The sequence below is a fragment of the Hyphomicrobium sp. genome (assembly GCF_051860585.1).
Taxonomy (GTDB): domain Bacteria; phylum Pseudomonadota; class Alphaproteobacteria; order Rhizobiales; family Hyphomicrobiaceae; genus Hyphomicrobium_C.
Window position 1 is genome coordinate 264789 of the sequence record NZ_JBHYDS010000002.1, and the last position, 16462, is coordinate 281250.

A 16462-nucleotide genomic window follows, 5' to 3' on the forward strand; every position below is an offset into this window, starting at 1 on the left:
CCGGGCGCTTTTCCCGCCGCCAACCGCTTGACCTGGCCTTGTCTCGCGCCCGACGGCTGGCGGGGCCGGATTTGCAGGCCGTTTGACAGGCGGCCCGTCCTCTCCCATGTTCCCGCCCCGAGTTTAGAGCATTGAACCGCCGCGCGCAGAGCATCGCGTCCGACAATTTTAGGTGGAGCGCCGCCGCACTAGTCTGAGAGCGCCACAACAAGTTCAAGGCCAAGAAAGCACAAAATGAACGTTGTTATCGTGGAATCGGCCGCCAAGGCGAAGACGATCAATAAGTACCTGGGCAGCAACTATAAAGTGCTCGCGTCGTTTGGCCATGTGCGGGATCTGCCGTCGAAGGACGGCTCGGTCGCCCCCGATCGCGATTTCGAGATGACCTGGGAGATCGACAGCGGCTCCCAGAAGATCATTCGTGAGATCACCGAGGCCGTCAAAGGCGCCGACAAACTGATTCTCGCGACCGACCCTGATCGCGAAGGCGAGGCCATTTCCTGGCATCTGCTCGAGATCCTGACCCAGAAGAAGGCGCTCAAGAAGGGCATCCAGATTGAGCGCGTCGCCTTCAATGCGGTGACAAAGCAGTCAATTTTGGCCGCCATTGCCGCTCCGCGCCAAATCGACGAGCCGCTGGTCGACGCCTACCTCGCCCGCCGTGCGCTTGATTACCTCGTCGGCTTCACGCTCTCGCCCGTGCTGTGGCGCAAGCTGCCGGGCGCCAAGTCGGCCGGCCGCGTACAGTCCGTCGCCCTTCGCCTTGTCTGCGACCGCGAAGCCGAGATCGAAGCCTTCCGCACGGACGAATACTGGACCGTCGAAGCCACGCTTGCGACGACCTCGAACGAAGAATTCCCGGCCCGCCTCCAGGCCATCGACCGCACCACGCTGAAGAAGCTCGACATCAAGGACGAGGCGTCCGCCTTCGCCATCAAGCGTGCCATCGAAAAGGGTGAGTTCCGCGTCGTCTCCGTCGAGAGCCGCGATGCCAAGCGCAACCCTTATGCGCCGTTCGCCACCTCGACGCTGCAGATGGACGCCTCGCGCAAGCTCGGTTTCTCCGCCAAGCAGACCATGCAGGTCGCCCAACGCCTCTATGAAGGCGTCGACGTCGGCGGCGGCGAGACCGTCGGCCTCATCACCTATATGCGTACCGACGGCGTCACGATCATTCCGGAAGCCATCAGCGCCATTCGCGGCATGATCGCTCGCGAGTATTCCCAGCGCTACGTCGCGCCCTTCATCCGCGAGTACAAAACGAAGGCCAAGAACGCGCAGGAAGCGCACGAAGCCATCCGCCCGACCGACGTCACGCGCACGCCGGCGTCCGTCGCCCGCTATCTCCAGGCCGACCAGGCCAAGCTCTACGAGCTGATCTGGAAGCGCGCTGTCGCAAGCCAGATGGCGTCCGCCGAGATGAAGCAGACCACTGCGGACATCGAGGTCAAGGGCCGCGACGGCAAAACCTACACGCTTCGCGCCACCGGCTCGATCATGCAGTTCGAAGGCTTCCTCAAGGTCTACGACGAAGGCCGCGACGATCGCGTGCTCACGATCAACAAGGGCAAGGACGATCCCGCCGAGGACGATTCTGCAAACCGGCGCCTGCCGACGCTCAACGAAGGCGACAAGGTCAGCGACCGCGCCATCGAGCCCGAGCAGCATTTCACGCAGCCCCCGCCGCGCTTTTCCGAAGCGACCCTCGTCAAGCGGATGGAAGAGCTCGGTATCGGCCGCCCGTCCACCTATGCGTCGACGCTGGCCGTGCTGCAAGAGCGCGACTACGTCCGCATCGACAAGAAGCGCCTCGTCCCCGAGGATAAGGGCCGTCTCGTCATCGCGTTCCTCGAGAGCTTCTTCGGCAAGTACGTCGAATTCGATTTCACGGCCGCGCTGGAGGAAAAGCTCGATCTCATTTCCTCGGGCGAGATGGAGTACAAAGAGGTGCTGCGCGATTTCTGGCGGGACTTCACCGGCGCCATCGACAGTATCAAGGATCTCCGCGTCGGCGACGTGCTCGAAGCGCTGAACGAAATGCTTGGACCGCACATTTTCCCGGCCAAGGAAGATGGATCGGATTCGCGCGCCTGTCCGAAGTGCGGTACCGGCCGCCTCTCGCTCAAAATCTCGGGCAAGTCCGGCGCCTTCATCGGTTGCGGCAACTACCCGGACTGCAAATACACGCGCCAGCTCTCCGGCGAAGCCTCGGGCGGCGGTGGCGAGCGTAATCTCGGTTTCGATCCGGAGACGGGTCTGCCGGTGGTCGTCAAGGCTGGCCGCTTCGGACCGTATCTCCAACTCGGCGAAGGCGAAGGCGACGAAAAGCCCAAGCGCTCGTCGATCCCGAAGGGCCTCGACGCCGCCACCATCGATCTTGAAAAAGCGCTGCAGCTTCTCTCGCTGCCGCGCGAGGTCGGCATCCATCCCGAGACGGCCACGCCGATCATGGCCGGCCTCGGCCGTTACGGTCCCTTCATCCAGCACGATGGCACCTATGCCAACGTGGAAAGCATCGAGGACGTGTTCACCATCGGCCTCAACCGCGCCGTGACGCTGTTGGCTGAAAAGCGCGCAGGCAAGGGCGGCGGCCGCTTCGGACGCGCGGCCGCGAAGACGGTGCTGAAGGAACTTGGCGAGCATCCCGGCGGCGGCGGCAAGATCCAGGTGCTGGACGGCAAGTACGGCCCGTACGTCAGCTGGAACAAGGTCAACGCCACGGTGCCGAGGGGCACCGAACCGGCGAACCTCAGCCTCGACGAGGCGATCCGCCTGCTCCAGGAACGCGCGGCCAAGGGCGGCGGCAAGAAGCCCTCGCGCGGCGGCGCCAAGGCAGCCCCCAAAGCCAAGGCCGCACCCAAAGCGAAAGCCAAGGCAGCGAGCGACGACGGCGACGCAGTAAAAAAGAGCGCAAAGGCCAAACCACAGGCAGCAAAGAAGCCTGCCAAGAAAGCCGCGCCCAAGTCCAAGAAGAGCTCCGCCAAAGCCGACGCTGAAGGCTGACGCTCATGACGAACGCTTGCGGATCACGCCACCCTCGTCCCTCCCCCCTTGTGGGGGAGGCTAGGAGAGGGGGATTGCAGTACATTTGCGTTGGGATGCTCCCCGCTCCCAACTCCTCCCGACGCGCCGTCTTCGAAAAGGTCGCCTGATGGCCAGGAAGCCGCCGGCGAAGCGCTCCGCGCATAAAGGAGGCAAAGGCTTCCGCACCGGACCCGCCCCCCGTCGCGGCCGCGAGGACGCGCTTCCCTCGCGTGAGGACATTCTCGCCTTCGTGCGCGAAAGCGAGGGCAACGCGGGGAAACGGGAGATCTCCCGCGAGTTCAACATCAAGGGTGATGCCCGCATCGGCCTCAAGCGCCTCCTCGCCGAAATGACCGAGGAAGGCTTGCTCTCCGGCACCAGGAAAGAGCTGCACGAGACCGGCAAGCTACCGCCCGTCACCGTGCTCGAAATCACCGGCCGCGACGATGACGGCGACCTGATTGCCCATCCCGCCGTCTGGAAGGCCTCCGACGGCGATCCGCCCTCCGTACTCGTCCTTGCACACCGCGCACGCGGCGAGGAGCGCGAAGCCGCCCTCGGCGTCGGCGACCGCATCCTGGCCCGCATCACGCGCCTCGACGCGCCGGACGTCGAAGGCCACGCTTACGAAGCCGATCCGATTAAGATCCTGCCGCGCGACAAGCGCCGCCTGCTCGGCATCTTCCGCTCGCGCGCCGGCGGCGGCGGCACCATCGAACCCGTCAATCGCCGCGAGTTGAAAGCCTGGCAGGTTCGCCAAGGCAACACCGGCGACGCCAAGGACGGCGATCTCGTCCGCTTCGATCTCTCCGCCCGCAATCGTCAGTCCATGTCCGAAGCGCGCATCCTCGAAGCGCTCGGCAACCCGAACGACCAGCGCAAGATCAGCCTCATCGCCGTCCACGCCCACGGGCTGCCGGACGACTTCCCGGCGTCTGTCGTCGCCGAGAGCGAGGCCCTGATCCCCTTCACCACGGAAGGCCGCACCGACCTGCGCGCCATCCCGCTGCTGACGATCGATCCCACCGACGCGCGCGACCACGACGACGCCGTGTACGCCGAGCCGGACACCGATCCGAGGAATCGCGGCGGCTACGTCGTCCTCGTCGCCATCGCCGATGTCGCCCACTACATCCGGCCCGCCTCGCGGCTCGACAAGGAAGCCCAGCTTCGCGGCAACTCGGTCTATTTCCCAGATCGCGTCGTGCCGATGCTGCCCGAGCGCATCTCGAACGATCTCTGCTCGCTGCGCGAACTCGAAGACCGCCCCTGCCTCGCCGTCCGCATGATCTTCGACTCGGCCGGCAAGAAGCGCCGCCACGAATTCCTGCGCGCGGTCATGAAGAGCGCGGCCAAGCTCTCGTATCAGGAAGCCCAGGCCGCCATCGACGGCAACGTCAGCGAAAAATGCGCGCCCCTCATGGAGCGCGCGCTGCGTCCGTTGTGGCAGGCCTACGCCGCGCTCGCCCGCGCCCGCGACGAGCGTGGCCCCCTCGACCTCGATCTCCCCGAACGCAAGATCCTGCTCGATGCCGAAGGCCGCGTCGCCCGCGTCGTCATTCCCGAACGCCTCGATGCACATCGGCTGATCGAGGAGTTCATGATCCAGGCCAACGTGGCCGCCGCCGAAACACTCGAGCAGGCCAAGACGCCGCTCATCTACCGCACGCACGACGAGCCCTCGAAAGAGAAGCTCAAGAACCTTCGCGATTTTCTCGAAACGCTCGATCTCCAGCTCGCCCCCGGCACGGGGCTGAAGCCGGAAGCGTTCAACCGCATCCTCGCCCGCGCCAAGACGCTCCCCGTTCCGGAACTCGTCAACGAGGTCATTCTGCGCTCGCAGGCCCAAGCCGAATACACGCCGCAGAACATCGGCCACTTCGGCCTCAACCTCGCAAAATACGCGCACTTCACGTCGCCCATTCGCCGCTATGCGGACCTCATCGTGCACCGCGCGCTGATCCGCGCGATGAAGCTCGGAGACGACGGCCTGACCGACGAGGAGATTGGCCGCCTTGGCGATGTGGCGAAGGACATTTCGGCCGCCGAGCGCCGCGCCATGGCCGCCGAGCGCGAGACGGTCGACCGGCTCATCGCCGCCCACCTTGCCGATCGCGTCGATGCGTCGTTCGAGGGCCGCATCGCCGGCGTCACGCGCTCCGGCCTGTTCGTGAAGCTCAAGGACACCGGGGCCGACGGCTTCGTTCCGGTGTCGACCCTGGGCCAGGACTTCTTCAACCATGTCGAAGAGGCGCACGCGCTGGTCGGCAACCGCAGCGGCGAAACCTATCAGCTCGGAGATCCCGTGACGGTCCGCCTCGTCGAGGTCATTCCATCCGCCGGCGCCGTACGCTTCGAGATGCTGACGCCCGGCAAGAAGAGCGCGTTCGCCCAGATCAAGGGCGCCCGCCGCTTCCACCAGCGCCGCGGCCGTCGCAGGTAGGAAACCCGGCGGCCACCGCTACGGCGATATGCGTCGTTGAGCACGCCGCCCCGGGCGCTAGAATGGCGTCCTCAGTCAGGAATGTGCGTCATGTCGATCGAGTTCAATGCGCCTCCGCCCGCCTCGGTGGAGCCGAAGCGGTCCATCACGGACGCGATGCTGCGCGGCGCGCGCCAGCGCTGCCCGGCCTGCGGCGCGGGCGCCATGTTCCGCGCCTACCTCAAAGTCGCCGACGCCTGCCCGGCCTGCGGAGAGGAACTACACCACCAGCGCGCCGACGACGCGCCGCCCTATTTCACGATGGTCATCGTCGGCCACGTCGTCATCGGCGGCGTGCTCCTGCTTGAAACGGCATATGCCCCGCCGAGCTGGGTGCATCTCACGCTCTGGCTTCCGCTGACTGTCATCCTCAGCCTGTGGCTCTTGCCGCGCGTCAAGGGCGCGCTCGTCGGACTGCAGTGGGCGCTGCGCATGCACGGCTTCGGCGGCGCGACCGACGAAACGCCCGACCTCGACACGCGCCCGCATTGACAGGGGACCCGCAAACGTCCGCACGAACGCAAGACGACGGGACACCCCGCGCGCCGGCCAACCGCCTGCGCCCGCGCGATGCGGCGACCCTCATCGTGGTGGATTGGAGCGCGCCCGAGCCGCGGATCCTCATGGGGCGGCGGCGGCCGGATCAGGTCTTTCTGCCCGACACCTACGTTTTTCCGGGCGGTCGCGTCGATCCCGGCGATCGCGCGTTGGCGCGCCACGCTCGGCTTCCCGCATCCGAGAGCGCCTGCGTGCAGACCTCCCTGCGCGGCAAACCCTCCGATGCGCGCGCCGCGGCTTTGGCGCTCGCAGCCGTCCGCGAGACCTTCGAGGAAACAGGCATCCTGATCGGCGCACCCGGCCCCGTGGGCACGGAGCACGCGACCAAGGCCGGCGGCTGGGACGCGTTTCTCGCCACCGGCTTCCGCCCGTGCCTCGACCACCTCACCTACTTCGCGCGCGCCATCACCCCGCCCGCGCGCCCGCGCCGCTACGACACGCGCTTCTTCGTCGTCGATGCGGACCGCATCGCCCATCGCACGGACGCGATCGACGGCGAGTTGCTCGACATCGGCTGGTTCACGGTTTCCGATGCGAAGGCGTTGAAACTGCCGTCCATCACGCGCGTCATCATGCAGGACATCGCGACTTTCATCGCGCTGACGGAGGCGGAGCGGCGTGTGGTGTCCGTGCCGTCTTATGCCCACCGCCGGGGGGTGTTTTACCGCACGTTGCAGCCCCGCTGATTGTACTCTCGCGGGCGTCAACCCGCGCGCGCATGTCACCTGATCTGCACCTTGACACTGAAGGCGCGGTCAGTATGGTGCCCAATCCGAATTCGAGAATTATTCCACTTTCGAGGTCTGAAGACCAATGGCCAAGCAGATTACCCAGAAGATCAAGCTGCTCTCGTCCGCCGGGACTGGCTTCTTCTACGTCACGAAGAAGAACCCGCGCACGTCGACGGAAAAGCTTGTTTTCAAGCGCTACGACCCAGTCGTCCGCAAGCACGTCGAGTTCAAAGAAACCAAGATCAAGTAGTCGAGGCGGCTGCGCACGCGCGCAGCCAGCCGGCGCCGGGCCGCGAAGATGCGCGGCTGTTCAGCGACTGACCCTATCGGAAAATGTTGCTTTGAAAGCCCTCAACCAGGGTCCGTAACCGCTCTCGGCAGCGGGGTAAGCATTCCGAGGTTAGCCACGGACCCTGGCCTAGTGACCAGATGGGGTCAAAGAGGGCGTTGACGTTCCACCTGGTGTCGTAGCGGTAAGGCGACGGTTAAACTTTAGGAGGTAACTCCAAGCCGTCACCACCCGCTACAATTTCCCGCTCCATCAGGAGATGCGGCGGACCCAACGGGCCGCGGGAACTGATTTTGCCACGAAATCGCGCATGGCCAACAAACAGGCGGTCGCGCTCCGGGCAAGAATGAAATCCCCTCCGTTCAAGGTAAGTCTGGCAGAACACTTAGAGGATTGCAAGTTTAGAGCTTGACCATAGCGTGGCGAGCACAAATCTTCCGATTCGCCAATCCGCCGACGGACTAACGCGACGAACCAAACCAAGTCTCAACATCGAACGTGCAAGGTCAGCCAAGCCCGATGCTTGCGTAGCGCCGCCCCGACGGCGGCACGCGTCATTGGCCGAGCCTCACGGCGCCGCGGGAATTTCATATCCTCTAGAGGACTTATGACCGATCGGCGCTTTACGCCGCGTCGGCGACCACCTGATTGCGGCCAGCCCGCTTGGCGGCGTAAAGCGCGTTGTCGGCTCGCTTGAAGAGCGCCTCCGACGTGTCGAGCTCACCTTCCCAGGTTGCAAGACCCACACTTGCGGTCACCGGAATTTCCTGGCCGGGTGCGATCCGGAAGGGCTGAGATGCGACACATTCGCGCACCCGTTCGCCGACCTGCCGTGCAAGGCCCTTGTCGGTATCCGGCATGATGATCAGGAACTCCTCGCCGCCCAGACGGCAGGCCAGGTCGACGCCGCGCGTGTAGCGGCGGAACCGGTCGGAGAACTCCTTGAGCACCAGGTCGCCCGCGTCGTGGCCATAGGTGTCGTTGACGGCCTTGAAGTGATCGATATCGGCGATCAGCACCGACAGCGACCGGCCCGAACGCTTGGCGTCCGCGATCAGTGTCTTGAGGTGCCGTTCCATGTAGCGGCGATTGTGCAATCCGGTCAGCGGATCGGTGATCGACAGTTCCACGCTCTCGCGGATCTGGTTGCGCAGATAATCCGAGAACCGCTTGCGCCGGATCTGAGTCCGAACGCGTGCCAGCAACTCGTGCCGATCCACCGGACGCATCAGGTAGTCGTTCACGCCCATGTCGAGGCCGCGCAACAGGCGTGCTTCGTCGCCCGTGTCGACCATCATCAGGATCGGCAGATGCCGCGTCCGGTCGAGCGAGCGCACCTGCGAGCAGAACCGCAGCCCGTCCGAATTCTCGAGCCGCAGCGCCACCACGACCAGGTCGAACGGCTGCTCCGCCAGATGCGCCAAGGCAAGCTGGGGCTCGGGCTCGATATAGGCGTCGTGCACTTTGACCAAGGCGCTCATGACGCGCGACGACGAGCGCGGATGATCATCGACCACGAGCACGCGCCCAGGCCGGTCGCCGAGAATACCCGCCACCGTCTCTTCGTCGGAGAGCCCCATCTGGCGGCTCGTCGAGACGCGCATCAGCATCTCGTCGTTGAGCATCTTGAGCCGCGCGAGGCTCTTCACGCGCGTGACCAGCGCGATGTCGTCGACGGGCTTGGTGAGGAAATCGTCGGCGCCGCTGTCGAGGCCCTGGATCTTGTCGGCCGCCTGATCGAGCGCGGTCACCATCACGACGGGAATGTGGAGCGTTTGCGTCGAAGCCTTGAGGCGGCGGCAGACTTCGAAGCCGTCCATGCCGGGCATCATCACGTCGAGCAGCACGACATCGACGCGCTCGCGCTCGCAGATCGCAAGCGCATCCGGCCCGTTCGTGGCGGTGACGACATCGAAGTATTCGGATTCCAGCCGGGCTTGCAGAAGCCGGATATTGGCCAGGATATCGTCGACGATAAGAACTCTAGCAGTCATGCTGACTCACACACCAGAACGCACGCAAAACAAAACGGCGCGCCGCTCAGGCATCCCCCACAAATCGACGCACAGTTTCGAGAAAAACAGCAACCGAGATCGGCTTCGACACATAAGCCTCGCAACCGCCGGAACGGATGCGCTCCTCATCGCCTTTCATGGCGAAGGCCGTGACCGCCACGACCGGAATGTTGCGAAGGTCCTCGTCTTCCTTGAGCCACTTGGTCACCTCGAGCCCCGAAACCTCCGGCAGCTGGATGTCCATCAAAATCAGATCGGGACGATGCACACGGGCGAGCGCAAGCGCATCGAGCCCATTACGCGTTTGAACCGTCAGGTAACCATAGGCGTCGAGCAGGTCGTGGAAGAGCTTCATGTTGAGCTCGTTGTCCTCGACGATCAGCACGGTTTTAGCCGCGCGGGCGGTGGCCTGCGTCGGGGCCTCGACGGCCATTCTGGTCTCCTGATAGGTCATCGTCGAAGGCTGTACTCCCCGCTGCAAACTGCACCGATTCTGCGGGCCTTGAGTGCCACTGTGCCCGCTTTAGCTTAAGCAACTGTTGAAACATGCGGAATCAAGAGCAATCGTGTCCCAAGTGCCCGGGCGGACACGCAAAACGGAGAGCTGGCGATGGCGAAACTCCCACCCAGGCCGAGCGCGGAAAATGCGGCGGCGCTGGCGCTGGCCGGCCTGGCCTTCCTGGCCGAGGACGCCCCGCGCCTGGAGCGCTTCCTGTCGCTGACCGGCATCGGCCCGGAGCACCTGCGGGAAGCGGCGGACGCAACCGGCACCCTCCTCGCCGTCCTCGACCATCTGCTAGCGGACGAATCTCTCCTGCTCGTCTTCGCCGCCTCGAAAGGCATCCCCCCGGAAACCGTCGCGCCCGCCCGCGCCGTGCTGGCGCGCGAACTCGGCAGCGAGGCGGTTCATGACTGATCGCCCAAGCGGCGCGGCCCGTCTCGGCATCGACCTCGGGGGCACCAAGATCGAAGGGCGCGTTCTCTCGCCCGCAGGTGAGGAGATCGCGCGCCGGCGCATCCTGGCCCCGCAGGGCGACTACGACGCCACCGTCCGCGCCCTCACCGGCATCATCGGCGCCCTCACGCACGACGCCGGAGGCGACGCGACCGTGGGCATCGCCATGCCGGGGTCCCTCTCCCCCTCGACCGGGCTCGTCCGCAACGCGAATTCCACGTGGCTCAATGGCCGCCCGCTGCGCCAGGACCTCGAAGCCGCCCTCGGACGCCGGGTCCGCATGGCCAACGACGCCAACTGCTTCGCGCTCTCGGAGGCCATCGACGGCGCCGCCGCGGGCGCGCGCTCGGTCTTCGGCGTGATCGTGGGCACCGGCTGCGGGGGCGGCATCGTGCTCGACGGAAAGTTGCTCGAAGGCGCGCGCGGCATCGCCGGCGAGTGGGGCCACATCCCCCTGCCCTGGGCGGACGCGGACGAGCACCCGGGGCCCGAATGCTGGTGCGGCCGCAAGGGCTGCATGGAGGTGTGGGTCTCCGGCTCGGCTCTATCGGCCGACTACCAGCGGCGCACGGGTGAACGGGTCTCGGGCCATGAGATCGTCGAGCGCGCGCAGCTTGGCGAGCCTGCCGCGCGGACCAGCGTCGACCGCCATGCCTCGCGGCTTGCGCGCGGATTGGCGCAGATCGTCAACATCATCGACCCGGAGGTGATCGTGCTCGGCGGCGGCCTATCGAAGCTTCCGCATCTTTATGAGGTGCTGCCGGGGCTCGCTGCACCCTACGTGTTTTCAGATGTCGCCGTGCTGGACATCCGCCCGCCCAAATGGGGCGACGCCAGCGGCGTGCGCGGCGCCGCCTGGCTGTGGAACGACTGATAGTCCCGGCAGGACAGCTAAAGCCTTTTCTCATCTGATGGAACCACAACGCATCCCCTCCCCCGTCATGGCGAAGCCATGCTCCGCATGGACGCGGGGAGGGGTTAGGGGTGGGGGGATGATCTTGAAGCGACGCCTGAAGCGGCACCCCAAGCCCATCACCCCGCCCGGCATGCTTCGCGGACGCTCGATGCCACCCTCCCCGTCAAGAGGAGGGTGAAGGGAGCAGGAGCGGCGTCGGTGCAAAGCCGTATGATCGAATGCCCTAGGGCGTCGGCGACTTGCAGGGCGACGCCTCGAAGTACTTCAGCTCCTTCAGCTCGCCACGGATGGCAAAGTCACCGTGATTGATGCGCAAGCTGCTGGTGACGCCGTTGTCGTGAAACCGGTAGCTCATCTCGTAGAGCGGAAGCGTATCGCCGGGCTCGGGCGTGGTCGGAAAATAGCTCACCGAGATCGGCCACGAGGGCACCTCGTCGAGGTTCGTCCCCTTGGCGAGCGACACCACCGGGCCTTTGCTCTCGCGCCCGATCGCCGTCGACGTCGAGAAGATCTTGTCGCCGCTCTCCGACCCATCGAAGAGATCGGCCGCCAGGATGGTCCGCCCCGCGCGCGCGGCCCTAATGATTGCCATCGAATGCTGGATTGGGAAATAGACGTCGCCCGCGAGCTTCACCTGCCGCGTATTCGGACGCACGAGATCGACGGTCGCCGTGCCCTTGGCGTCCGTGCGGCGCGCCACACCCTGGGTCTGCTCGGCCTGGATTTCGTTCTGATAGGTGCTGGTCGAGAACCGCAGCCGTTTGGCCGGAACTTCCTCCCAGCTCGACGTGCGCAGGTCCGTCGTTTGCAGGTTGCCCTCTTGATTGACCGTCTGCGTGACGAACCGCATGCTCTGGGCGTAGCCTTCGCACGCGTTGCCGGAGAGCTCATAGACGATCCGGCCGTTGACGCCGGTCACGCTCGATCCCGAACGCGTGCCGTCCAGCGAAAGCTCGTAGACCGCGCGATGCGGGGCGAACACGACATCCTTGAGTGCGGGCGCTGCATGGCCTTCCGTCACAACCGGCGCGCCGGCGCCCGTCAAGAGCGCCCCAAAGGCCGCGACCACACATCCCAGAGCCCGGTTCCGAGCGCCATGCTGCATTCTGCTCATCCTATTTCCATGGGCTACAAATACGGCCATGCCGCGCCCACTGATCGGAATCTAGGGTACTGTCAGGCCGTTGCAAAGTGCGTTCAACGCGTTAACAAGAAATCGACGCAACCGCGGGCGGAATTACGGCCGCCACACAACACGAAAGACCGGAGAGCACCGCACATGACCGGAACCATCGAGGCCCGCCTCGCAGAGCTTGGCCTGACCCTTCCCTCGGCCCCAAATCCGGTCGCCAACTACGTCCCCTACGCCGTGACGGGCAACCTGCTCTTCATCTCCGGTCAGATCTCCAAGGCCGCCGACGGCACGATCGCGACCGGCCTTCTGGGCCGCGACGTTACGGTCGAAGCGGGCCAGGCCGCCGCGCGCCTCTGCGCGCTCAACATCCTGGCCCAGGCCAAAGCCGCGCTTGGCGATCTCGACCGCATCGCTCAGATCATGCGCCTGACCGGGTTCGTCGCCGCGACGGCCGACTTCGCCGACCACCCCAAGGTCGTCAACGGCGCGTCCGACCTGATGGTCGAAGTGCTCGGCGACAAGGGCCGCCACACCCGCGCTGCGGTCGGCGTTGCCAGCCTGCCGATGGGCTCCGCCGTCGAAGTCGACGCCATCATCGCCATCGCCGGCTAAGCGGCCACACGACGCTCCAACGCGAGATCCCAGCGCCCATGCTCGATCGCGGTAAATTCCTGCGCCCCATTGCCCACCGGGGGCTGCATGACGCAGCGAAAGGCATTGTCGAGAATACGGCGCCCGCCTTCGAAGCCGCCATCGCGAAGGGTTACGGCATCGAATGCGATCTCCGTCCCGCGGCGGATGGCACACCGCTCGTCTTCCACGATCTCGACCTCGCCCGCCTCACCGAGGGCAGCGGCTCGATTGCCGACCTGAAGCCCGGCTGCGCGGCAAAGCTGCCGTTCAAGGGCGCGAAGCTGACCGGCATCCTGACGTTCGCGGACTTGCTGGCGCTCGTCGCCGGACGCGTCCCACTGCTAGCCGAGATCAAGAGCGAATGGACGAGCCCCTCGCCGGCCTTCATGCTGGCCATTGCGATGCTCGCCGAGACTTACGAAGGCCCGTTGGCGCTGATGTCCTTCGATCCGGCCGTGATGGCCGAGATGCGCCGGCTCGCGCCCGGTATCCCGCGCGGCATCGTCACGGGCTCCTACCGCTTTCCGGATGGCACGCCGTGGTACCCGGACCAGCTCACCGACGCCCGCCGCGACGCACTCGCCAACATCGAAGAGAGCGTGTTGGCGGACCCGTACTTCTACGCCTACGACGTGCGCGGCCTGCCCTCGCCCGTCGCCCAGCGCATTCGGGGCGAACTTGGCCTGCCGCTCTTCACCTGGACGGTGCGAACGGAGAAAGACCGCCGCACCGCCGCCGACCACGCCGACGCCGCGATCTTCGAAGGCTACGAGCCCTAGCGGTGACGCACGCCCTCAATCGTTCTCGTGGCAGCCTTCCTGCGCGTTCCAGCCCATGCCCTTCGGACAACCCTTCTTGATCGCCTCGATCTGCCAGGACGGAAGCTGCTTCTGCGGCTTCGGCTGCTGGTATCCCGCCACGCATTTGTTGCCCTGCAGGCGGAAACCGGGACCGCAGTGCGTCGCGGCGTCCTGCTTCAGCACGCACCGCCCGTCGACTTTCACGCGTCCCTTCGCGCAACCCTGAGCGGCTTTCTTCGGCTCTTGGCGTCTCGGTTCTTCACGCTTGGACGGCTCCTCCACATGGCGCTTCAGCGGGGTCGTGCACGTCTTGTAGACGTCCGGCCGCTCGGCTCCGACCGCACAAAGAATGCCGCCCCATTTAAATCCGATCTTGCCGTCCCGGTAGGCGATCTTGAACCACGGATAGCCGTCTTCCATCACGTCGGACCGCCCCATCAACGTGATTTCTTCGCCCTCTTCCAGGCTGTCGATCTGGCGATGCTGCTTGCCGGGCCCGTCGCGCACGACGCCGCCCCACGAGCCCGCTACAATCGGGAAATCGTCGAACTGAGCTGCCGCAGCCGCAGCCGGTGCGGGTGCCGGCGCAGCCTCGCCCAGCTTCTTGACATAGGCGCGCGCCAGATCGGCGTGGAAGCCGGTCGGATAGTTTGACAGGAACGCGTCCCAGGCCTCGACGGTGCCGAGCTCCTTGGCCGCCTCGAACGCATCCTTTTCCGCAGCGCCCGGCGCCTGCGCGAAAGCCACGCCGTGGCCCCACGATATCGGATCGCGCACATCGAGCGAAGGAGCGGACAGGGCGGCGAGGCAGAGACCGGCCCGCAGTACGAGACCGGAAATCGTAAACTTCATTGGATTGGCTTCCCCAAAAAGGCCTTGCCCGGACGGCAGCGCACATTCGGGCAAACTCCAAACGGGAGCAAGAGATCAGAATGCTGACGGCAGCCTGAATTTGCGGCAGTTACCCGATTTCAATCCGAGCAGGGCAACGTTCGCCTACCGGTCAATCTCGCCGACAGGTATGGCAAAGCCGGAGCATTTTAGACCGACGCCTATCCACCCATATCCGTCATGCCGGCGTCATGGCGGAGCCATGCTTCGCCTGGAAGGCCGGCACCCACGCAAGTTTCCACCCCTCACTTGGTGCAAGAGCTTGAACGGCTGCCGGTGCGAACATCGACAATACAGTAAACAGAATCTTGTGCTGTCGTGGGCCCCGGGCCATTCGTGCGAAGCACGACTTCGCCGTGACGCCGGGATGACGTTCGAGCATTGGCGCTCCGCTCCGCCCCAATAACCCTACCGGTCGATCTCGCCGAACACGATGTCGAGCGAACCCAGAATCGCCGAGACGTCGGCCAGCATGTGGCCCTTGTTGAGGAAATCCATGGCCGCCAGATGCGGGAAGCCCGGCGCGCGGATCTTGCAGCGATACGGCTTGTTGGAGCCGTCCGCCACGAGGTAGACGCCGAACTCGCCCTTCGGCGCTTCGACCGCGGCATACACCTCGCCTGCGGGCACATGGAAGCCCTCGGTGTAGAGCTTGAAGTGATGGATCAGCGCTTCCATCGAGCGCTTCATCTCGGCCCGCTTCGGCGGCACGACCTTGGACGCGGCCGCCGTCACCGGCCCCGCGCCGTCCGCGCTCATAAGCTTTTCGCAGCACTGCTTCATGATCTTCACGCTCTCGCGCATTTCGAGCATGCGGATCAGATAGCGATCGTAGCAGTCGCCATTCTTGCCGATCGGGATATCGAAGGCGAGTTCCGAGTAGCACTCATACGGCTGCGACTTTCTCAAGTCCCACGCCGCGCCCGAGCCGCGCACCATCACGCCGGAAAAACCCAACGCGAACGCATCCTCGAGGCTCACGACGCCGATGTCGACGTTGCGCTGCTTGAAGATGCGGTTCTCGGTCAACAACCCTTCGATGTCGTCGAGTATCTTGTTGAACGGATCGCACCACGCATAGATGTCTTCGACCAGCTCCGGCGGCAGGTCCTGATGCACGCCGCCGATGCGGAAATATTTGGCGTGCATGCGGCTGCCCGAGGCGCGCTCGTAGAACACCATCAGCTTCTCGCGCTCTTCGAAGCCCCACAGCGGCGGCGTCAGCGCGCCGACGTCCATGGCCTGCGTCGTCACGTTCAGCAAATGCGAAAGGTGCCGGCCGATCTCGGAATAGAGCACGCGGATGAGCTGCGCGCGGCGCGGCACGACGATGCCGAGCAGCCGTTCCGCGGCGAGGCAGAACGCGTGCTCCTGGTTCATCGGCGCGACATAGTCGAGCCGGTCGAAATAGCCGATGGCCTGCAGATAGGTCTTGGCCTCGATCAGCTTCTCGGTGCCCCGGTGCAGAAGGCCGATGTGCGGATCGACGCGCTCGACCACCTCGCCATCCAACTCCAGCACGAGCCGAAGCACGCCGTGCGCCGCCGGATGCTGCGGGCCGAAGTTGATGTTGAACGGACGGATCTCTGTCTCAGCCATTGGGATCTTTCTCCGTCTCGAATGCAGCGAACGCTTGCTGGCCCGTGAGCTTCGGAACGTCATTCGCAAGATCGTAGTAGGCGGGCTTTTCGTCGATGAAAATCTCTTGCGTCAGCACCATCTCCTCGCGCGGGTCCAGCAGCCCCGCCGCAAAGGAATAATGCTGCGTCCCCAGCAGGTGATAATAGAGCGAGCTGCCGCAGATCTTGCAGAACGCACGCTCCGCCCACTCCGACGACCGGTAGACGCCGATGTGCTCAGCACCCTCGAACCGGACGTCGCCATCGTAGCCGAACCCGATGAAAGGCCCGGCCGACCAGCGCCGGCACATCGAGCAGTGGCAAACGTCGACCTCACGCTTGGCTGTGACCGAAAACGAAACCGCCCCGCAAAGGCAGCGTCCCACCAGGGCAGCGTCACCTTCCTTTGCCATC

The 16462-nt window shown here is 65.1% G+C and carries 15 protein-coding genes; 9 read left to right on the top strand and 6 right to left on the bottom strand.

Annotation, left to right across the window (positions count from 1 at the left end):
* Positions 1 to 234 precede the first annotated feature (234 nt).
* The 5 genes from topA to rpmG all read left to right on the top strand — a co-directional run bounded on the left by topA (position 235) and on the right by rpmG (position 7045).
* Positions 235 to 3003 carry a type I DNA topoisomerase gene (topA, locus tag ACTIFK_RS04035; protein ID WP_439541763.1) on the top strand — a complete coding sequence of 923 codons (2769 nt, stop codon included), beginning with the start codon at positions 235 to 237 and terminating at the stop codon, positions 3001 to 3003.
* 148 nt (positions 3004 to 3151) lie between these two features.
* Positions 3152 to 5467 (top strand): ribonuclease R, encoded by a 2316-nt coding sequence (rnr, locus tag ACTIFK_RS04040; RefSeq protein ID WP_439541764.1) that lies wholly within the window; start codon positions 3152 to 3154, stop codon positions 5465 to 5467.
* A gap of 90 nt (positions 5468 to 5557) precedes the next feature.
* Positions 5558 to 5998: a DUF983 domain-containing protein gene (locus ACTIFK_RS04045; RefSeq protein WP_439541765.1), complete on the top strand. Its 441-nt coding sequence runs from the start codon at positions 5558 to 5560 to the stop codon at positions 5996 to 5998.
* Positions 5995 to 6750: an NUDIX hydrolase gene (locus ACTIFK_RS04050; protein ID WP_439541766.1), complete on the top strand. Its 756-nt coding sequence runs from the start codon at positions 5995 to 5997 to the stop codon at positions 6748 to 6750. Before ACTIFK_RS04045 ends, ACTIFK_RS04050 begins: the two co-directional genes overlap by 4 nt.
* Positions 6751 to 6877: 127 nt before the next feature.
* A complete protein-coding gene (gene rpmG / locus ACTIFK_RS04055) occupies positions 6878 to 7045 on the top strand; it encodes a 50S ribosomal protein L33 (protein WP_291151579.1) in 168 nt (55 codons plus the stop codon).
* Positions 7046 to 7707: 662 nt separating this feature from the next.
* Here the strand turns inward: rpmG and ACTIFK_RS04060 are convergent.
* Both ACTIFK_RS04060 and ACTIFK_RS04065 read right to left on the bottom strand, forming a co-directional pair.
* Entirely contained in the window at positions 7708 to 9078 is a 1371-nt protein-coding gene (locus tag ACTIFK_RS04060; RefSeq protein ID WP_439541767.1) for a PleD family two-component system response regulator, read from the bottom strand.
* A gap of 46 nt (positions 9079 to 9124) precedes the next feature.
* Positions 9125 to 9532 (bottom strand): response regulator, encoded by a 408-nt coding sequence (locus ACTIFK_RS04065; protein WP_439541768.1) that lies wholly within the window; start codon positions 9530 to 9532, stop codon positions 9125 to 9127.
* A gap of 177 nt (positions 9533 to 9709) precedes the next feature.
* Between ACTIFK_RS04065 and ACTIFK_RS04070 the strand changes: the two genes are divergently transcribed.
* Positions 9710 to 10015 (top strand): DUF3572 family protein, encoded by a 306-nt coding sequence (locus ACTIFK_RS04070; protein ID WP_439541769.1) that lies wholly within the window; start codon positions 9710 to 9712, stop codon positions 10013 to 10015.
* Positions 10008 to 10928: an ROK family protein gene (locus tag ACTIFK_RS04075; protein WP_439541770.1), complete on the top strand. Its 921-nt coding sequence runs from the start codon at positions 10008 to 10010 to the stop codon at positions 10926 to 10928. The genes ACTIFK_RS04070 and ACTIFK_RS04075 overlap by 8 nt, the downstream gene beginning before the upstream one ends.
* A 265-nt stretch (positions 10929 to 11193) precedes the next feature.
* Here ACTIFK_RS04075 and ACTIFK_RS04080 read toward each other — a convergent pair whose 3' ends face one another.
* The gene (locus ACTIFK_RS04080) at positions 11194 to 12075 is read right to left on the bottom strand and encodes a cell envelope integrity EipB family protein (protein ID WP_439541771.1); all 882 of its coding nucleotides are present in this window, start codon (positions 12073 to 12075) and stop codon (positions 11194 to 11196) included.
* A 174-nt stretch (positions 12076 to 12249) separates the two neighbouring features.
* Between ACTIFK_RS04080 and ACTIFK_RS04085 the strand changes: the two genes are divergently transcribed.
* Both ACTIFK_RS04085 and ACTIFK_RS04090 read left to right on the top strand, forming a co-directional pair.
* Positions 12250 to 12717 carry a RidA family protein gene (locus tag ACTIFK_RS04085; protein ID WP_439541772.1) on the top strand — a complete coding sequence of 156 codons (468 nt, stop codon included), beginning with the start codon at positions 12250 to 12252 and terminating at the stop codon, positions 12715 to 12717.
* A 38-nt stretch (positions 12718 to 12755) separates the two neighbouring features.
* Positions 12756 to 13517: a glycerophosphodiester phosphodiesterase family protein gene (locus ACTIFK_RS04090; protein WP_439541773.1), complete on the top strand. Its 762-nt coding sequence runs from the start codon at positions 12756 to 12758 to the stop codon at positions 13515 to 13517.
* Between the two features lie 15 nt (positions 13518 to 13532).
* On the opposite strand, the gene ACTIFK_RS04095 is transcribed toward ACTIFK_RS04090, so the two are convergent.
* The 3 genes from ACTIFK_RS04095 to ACTIFK_RS04105 all read right to left on the bottom strand — a co-directional run bounded on the left by ACTIFK_RS04095 (position 13533) and on the right by ACTIFK_RS04105 (position 16461).
* Positions 13533 to 14390 (bottom strand): hypothetical protein, encoded by an 858-nt coding sequence (locus tag ACTIFK_RS04095; RefSeq protein ID WP_439541774.1) that lies wholly within the window; start codon positions 14388 to 14390, stop codon positions 13533 to 13535.
* A gap of 447 nt (positions 14391 to 14837) precedes the next feature.
* Positions 14838 to 16028, bottom strand: a complete 1191-nt coding sequence (locus ACTIFK_RS04100) for an NADH-quinone oxidoreductase subunit D (RefSeq protein WP_439541775.1) — start codon at positions 16026 to 16028, stop codon at positions 14838 to 14840.
* Positions 16021 to 16461: a GFA family protein gene (locus tag ACTIFK_RS04105; protein ID WP_439541776.1), complete on the bottom strand. Its 441-nt coding sequence runs from the start codon at positions 16459 to 16461 to the stop codon at positions 16021 to 16023. The genes ACTIFK_RS04100 and ACTIFK_RS04105 overlap by 8 nt, the downstream gene beginning before the upstream one ends.
* Position 16462 lies beyond the last annotated feature (1 nt).

Bases quoted from the DNA above. Each gene is read 5' to 3' on its own strand.
- rnr (WP_439541764.1), top strand. From the start codon at position 3,152: ATGGCCAGGAAGCCGCCGGCGAAGCGCTCCGCGCATAAAGGAGGCAAA.
- ACTIFK_RS04105 (WP_439541776.1), bottom strand. From the start codon at position 16,461: ATGGCAAAGGAAGGTGACGCTGCCCTGGTGGGACGCTGCCTTTGCGGG.
- ACTIFK_RS04070 (WP_439541769.1), top strand. From the start codon at position 9,710: ATGGCGAAACTCCCACCCAGGCCGAGCGCGGAAAATGCGGCGGCGCTG.
- ACTIFK_RS04080 (WP_439541771.1), bottom strand. From the start codon at position 12,075: ATGCAGCATGGCGCTCGGAACCGGGCTCTGGGATGTGTGGTCGCGGCC.
- ACTIFK_RS04065 (WP_439541768.1), bottom strand. From the start codon at position 9,532: ATGGCCGTCGAGGCCCCGACGCAGGCCACCGCCCGCGCGGCTAAAACC.
- ACTIFK_RS04100 (WP_439541775.1), bottom strand. From the start codon at position 16,028: ATGGCTGAGACAGAGATCCGTCCGTTCAACATCAACTTCGGCCCGCAG.
- ACTIFK_RS04090 (WP_439541773.1), top strand. From the start codon at position 12,756: ATGCTCGATCGCGGTAAATTCCTGCGCCCCATTGCCCACCGGGGGCTG.
- rpmG (WP_291151579.1), top strand. From the start codon at position 6,878: ATGGCCAAGCAGATTACCCAGAAGATCAAGCTGCTCTCGTCCGCCGGG.
- ACTIFK_RS04075 (WP_439541770.1), top strand. From the start codon at position 10,008: ATGACTGATCGCCCAAGCGGCGCGGCCCGTCTCGGCATCGACCTCGGG.
- ACTIFK_RS04060 (WP_439541767.1), bottom strand. From the start codon at position 9,078: ATGACTGCTAGAGTTCTTATCGTCGACGATATCCTGGCCAATATCCGG.
- ACTIFK_RS04045 (WP_439541765.1), top strand. From the start codon at position 5,558: ATGTCGATCGAGTTCAATGCGCCTCCGCCCGCCTCGGTGGAGCCGAAG.
- ACTIFK_RS04095 (WP_439541774.1), bottom strand. From the start codon at position 14,390: ATGAAGTTTACGATTTCCGGTCTCGTACTGCGGGCCGGTCTCTGCCTC.
- ACTIFK_RS04085 (WP_439541772.1), top strand. From the start codon at position 12,250: ATGACCGGAACCATCGAGGCCCGCCTCGCAGAGCTTGGCCTGACCCTT.
- topA (WP_439541763.1), top strand. From the start codon at position 235: ATGAACGTTGTTATCGTGGAATCGGCCGCCAAGGCGAAGACGATCAAT.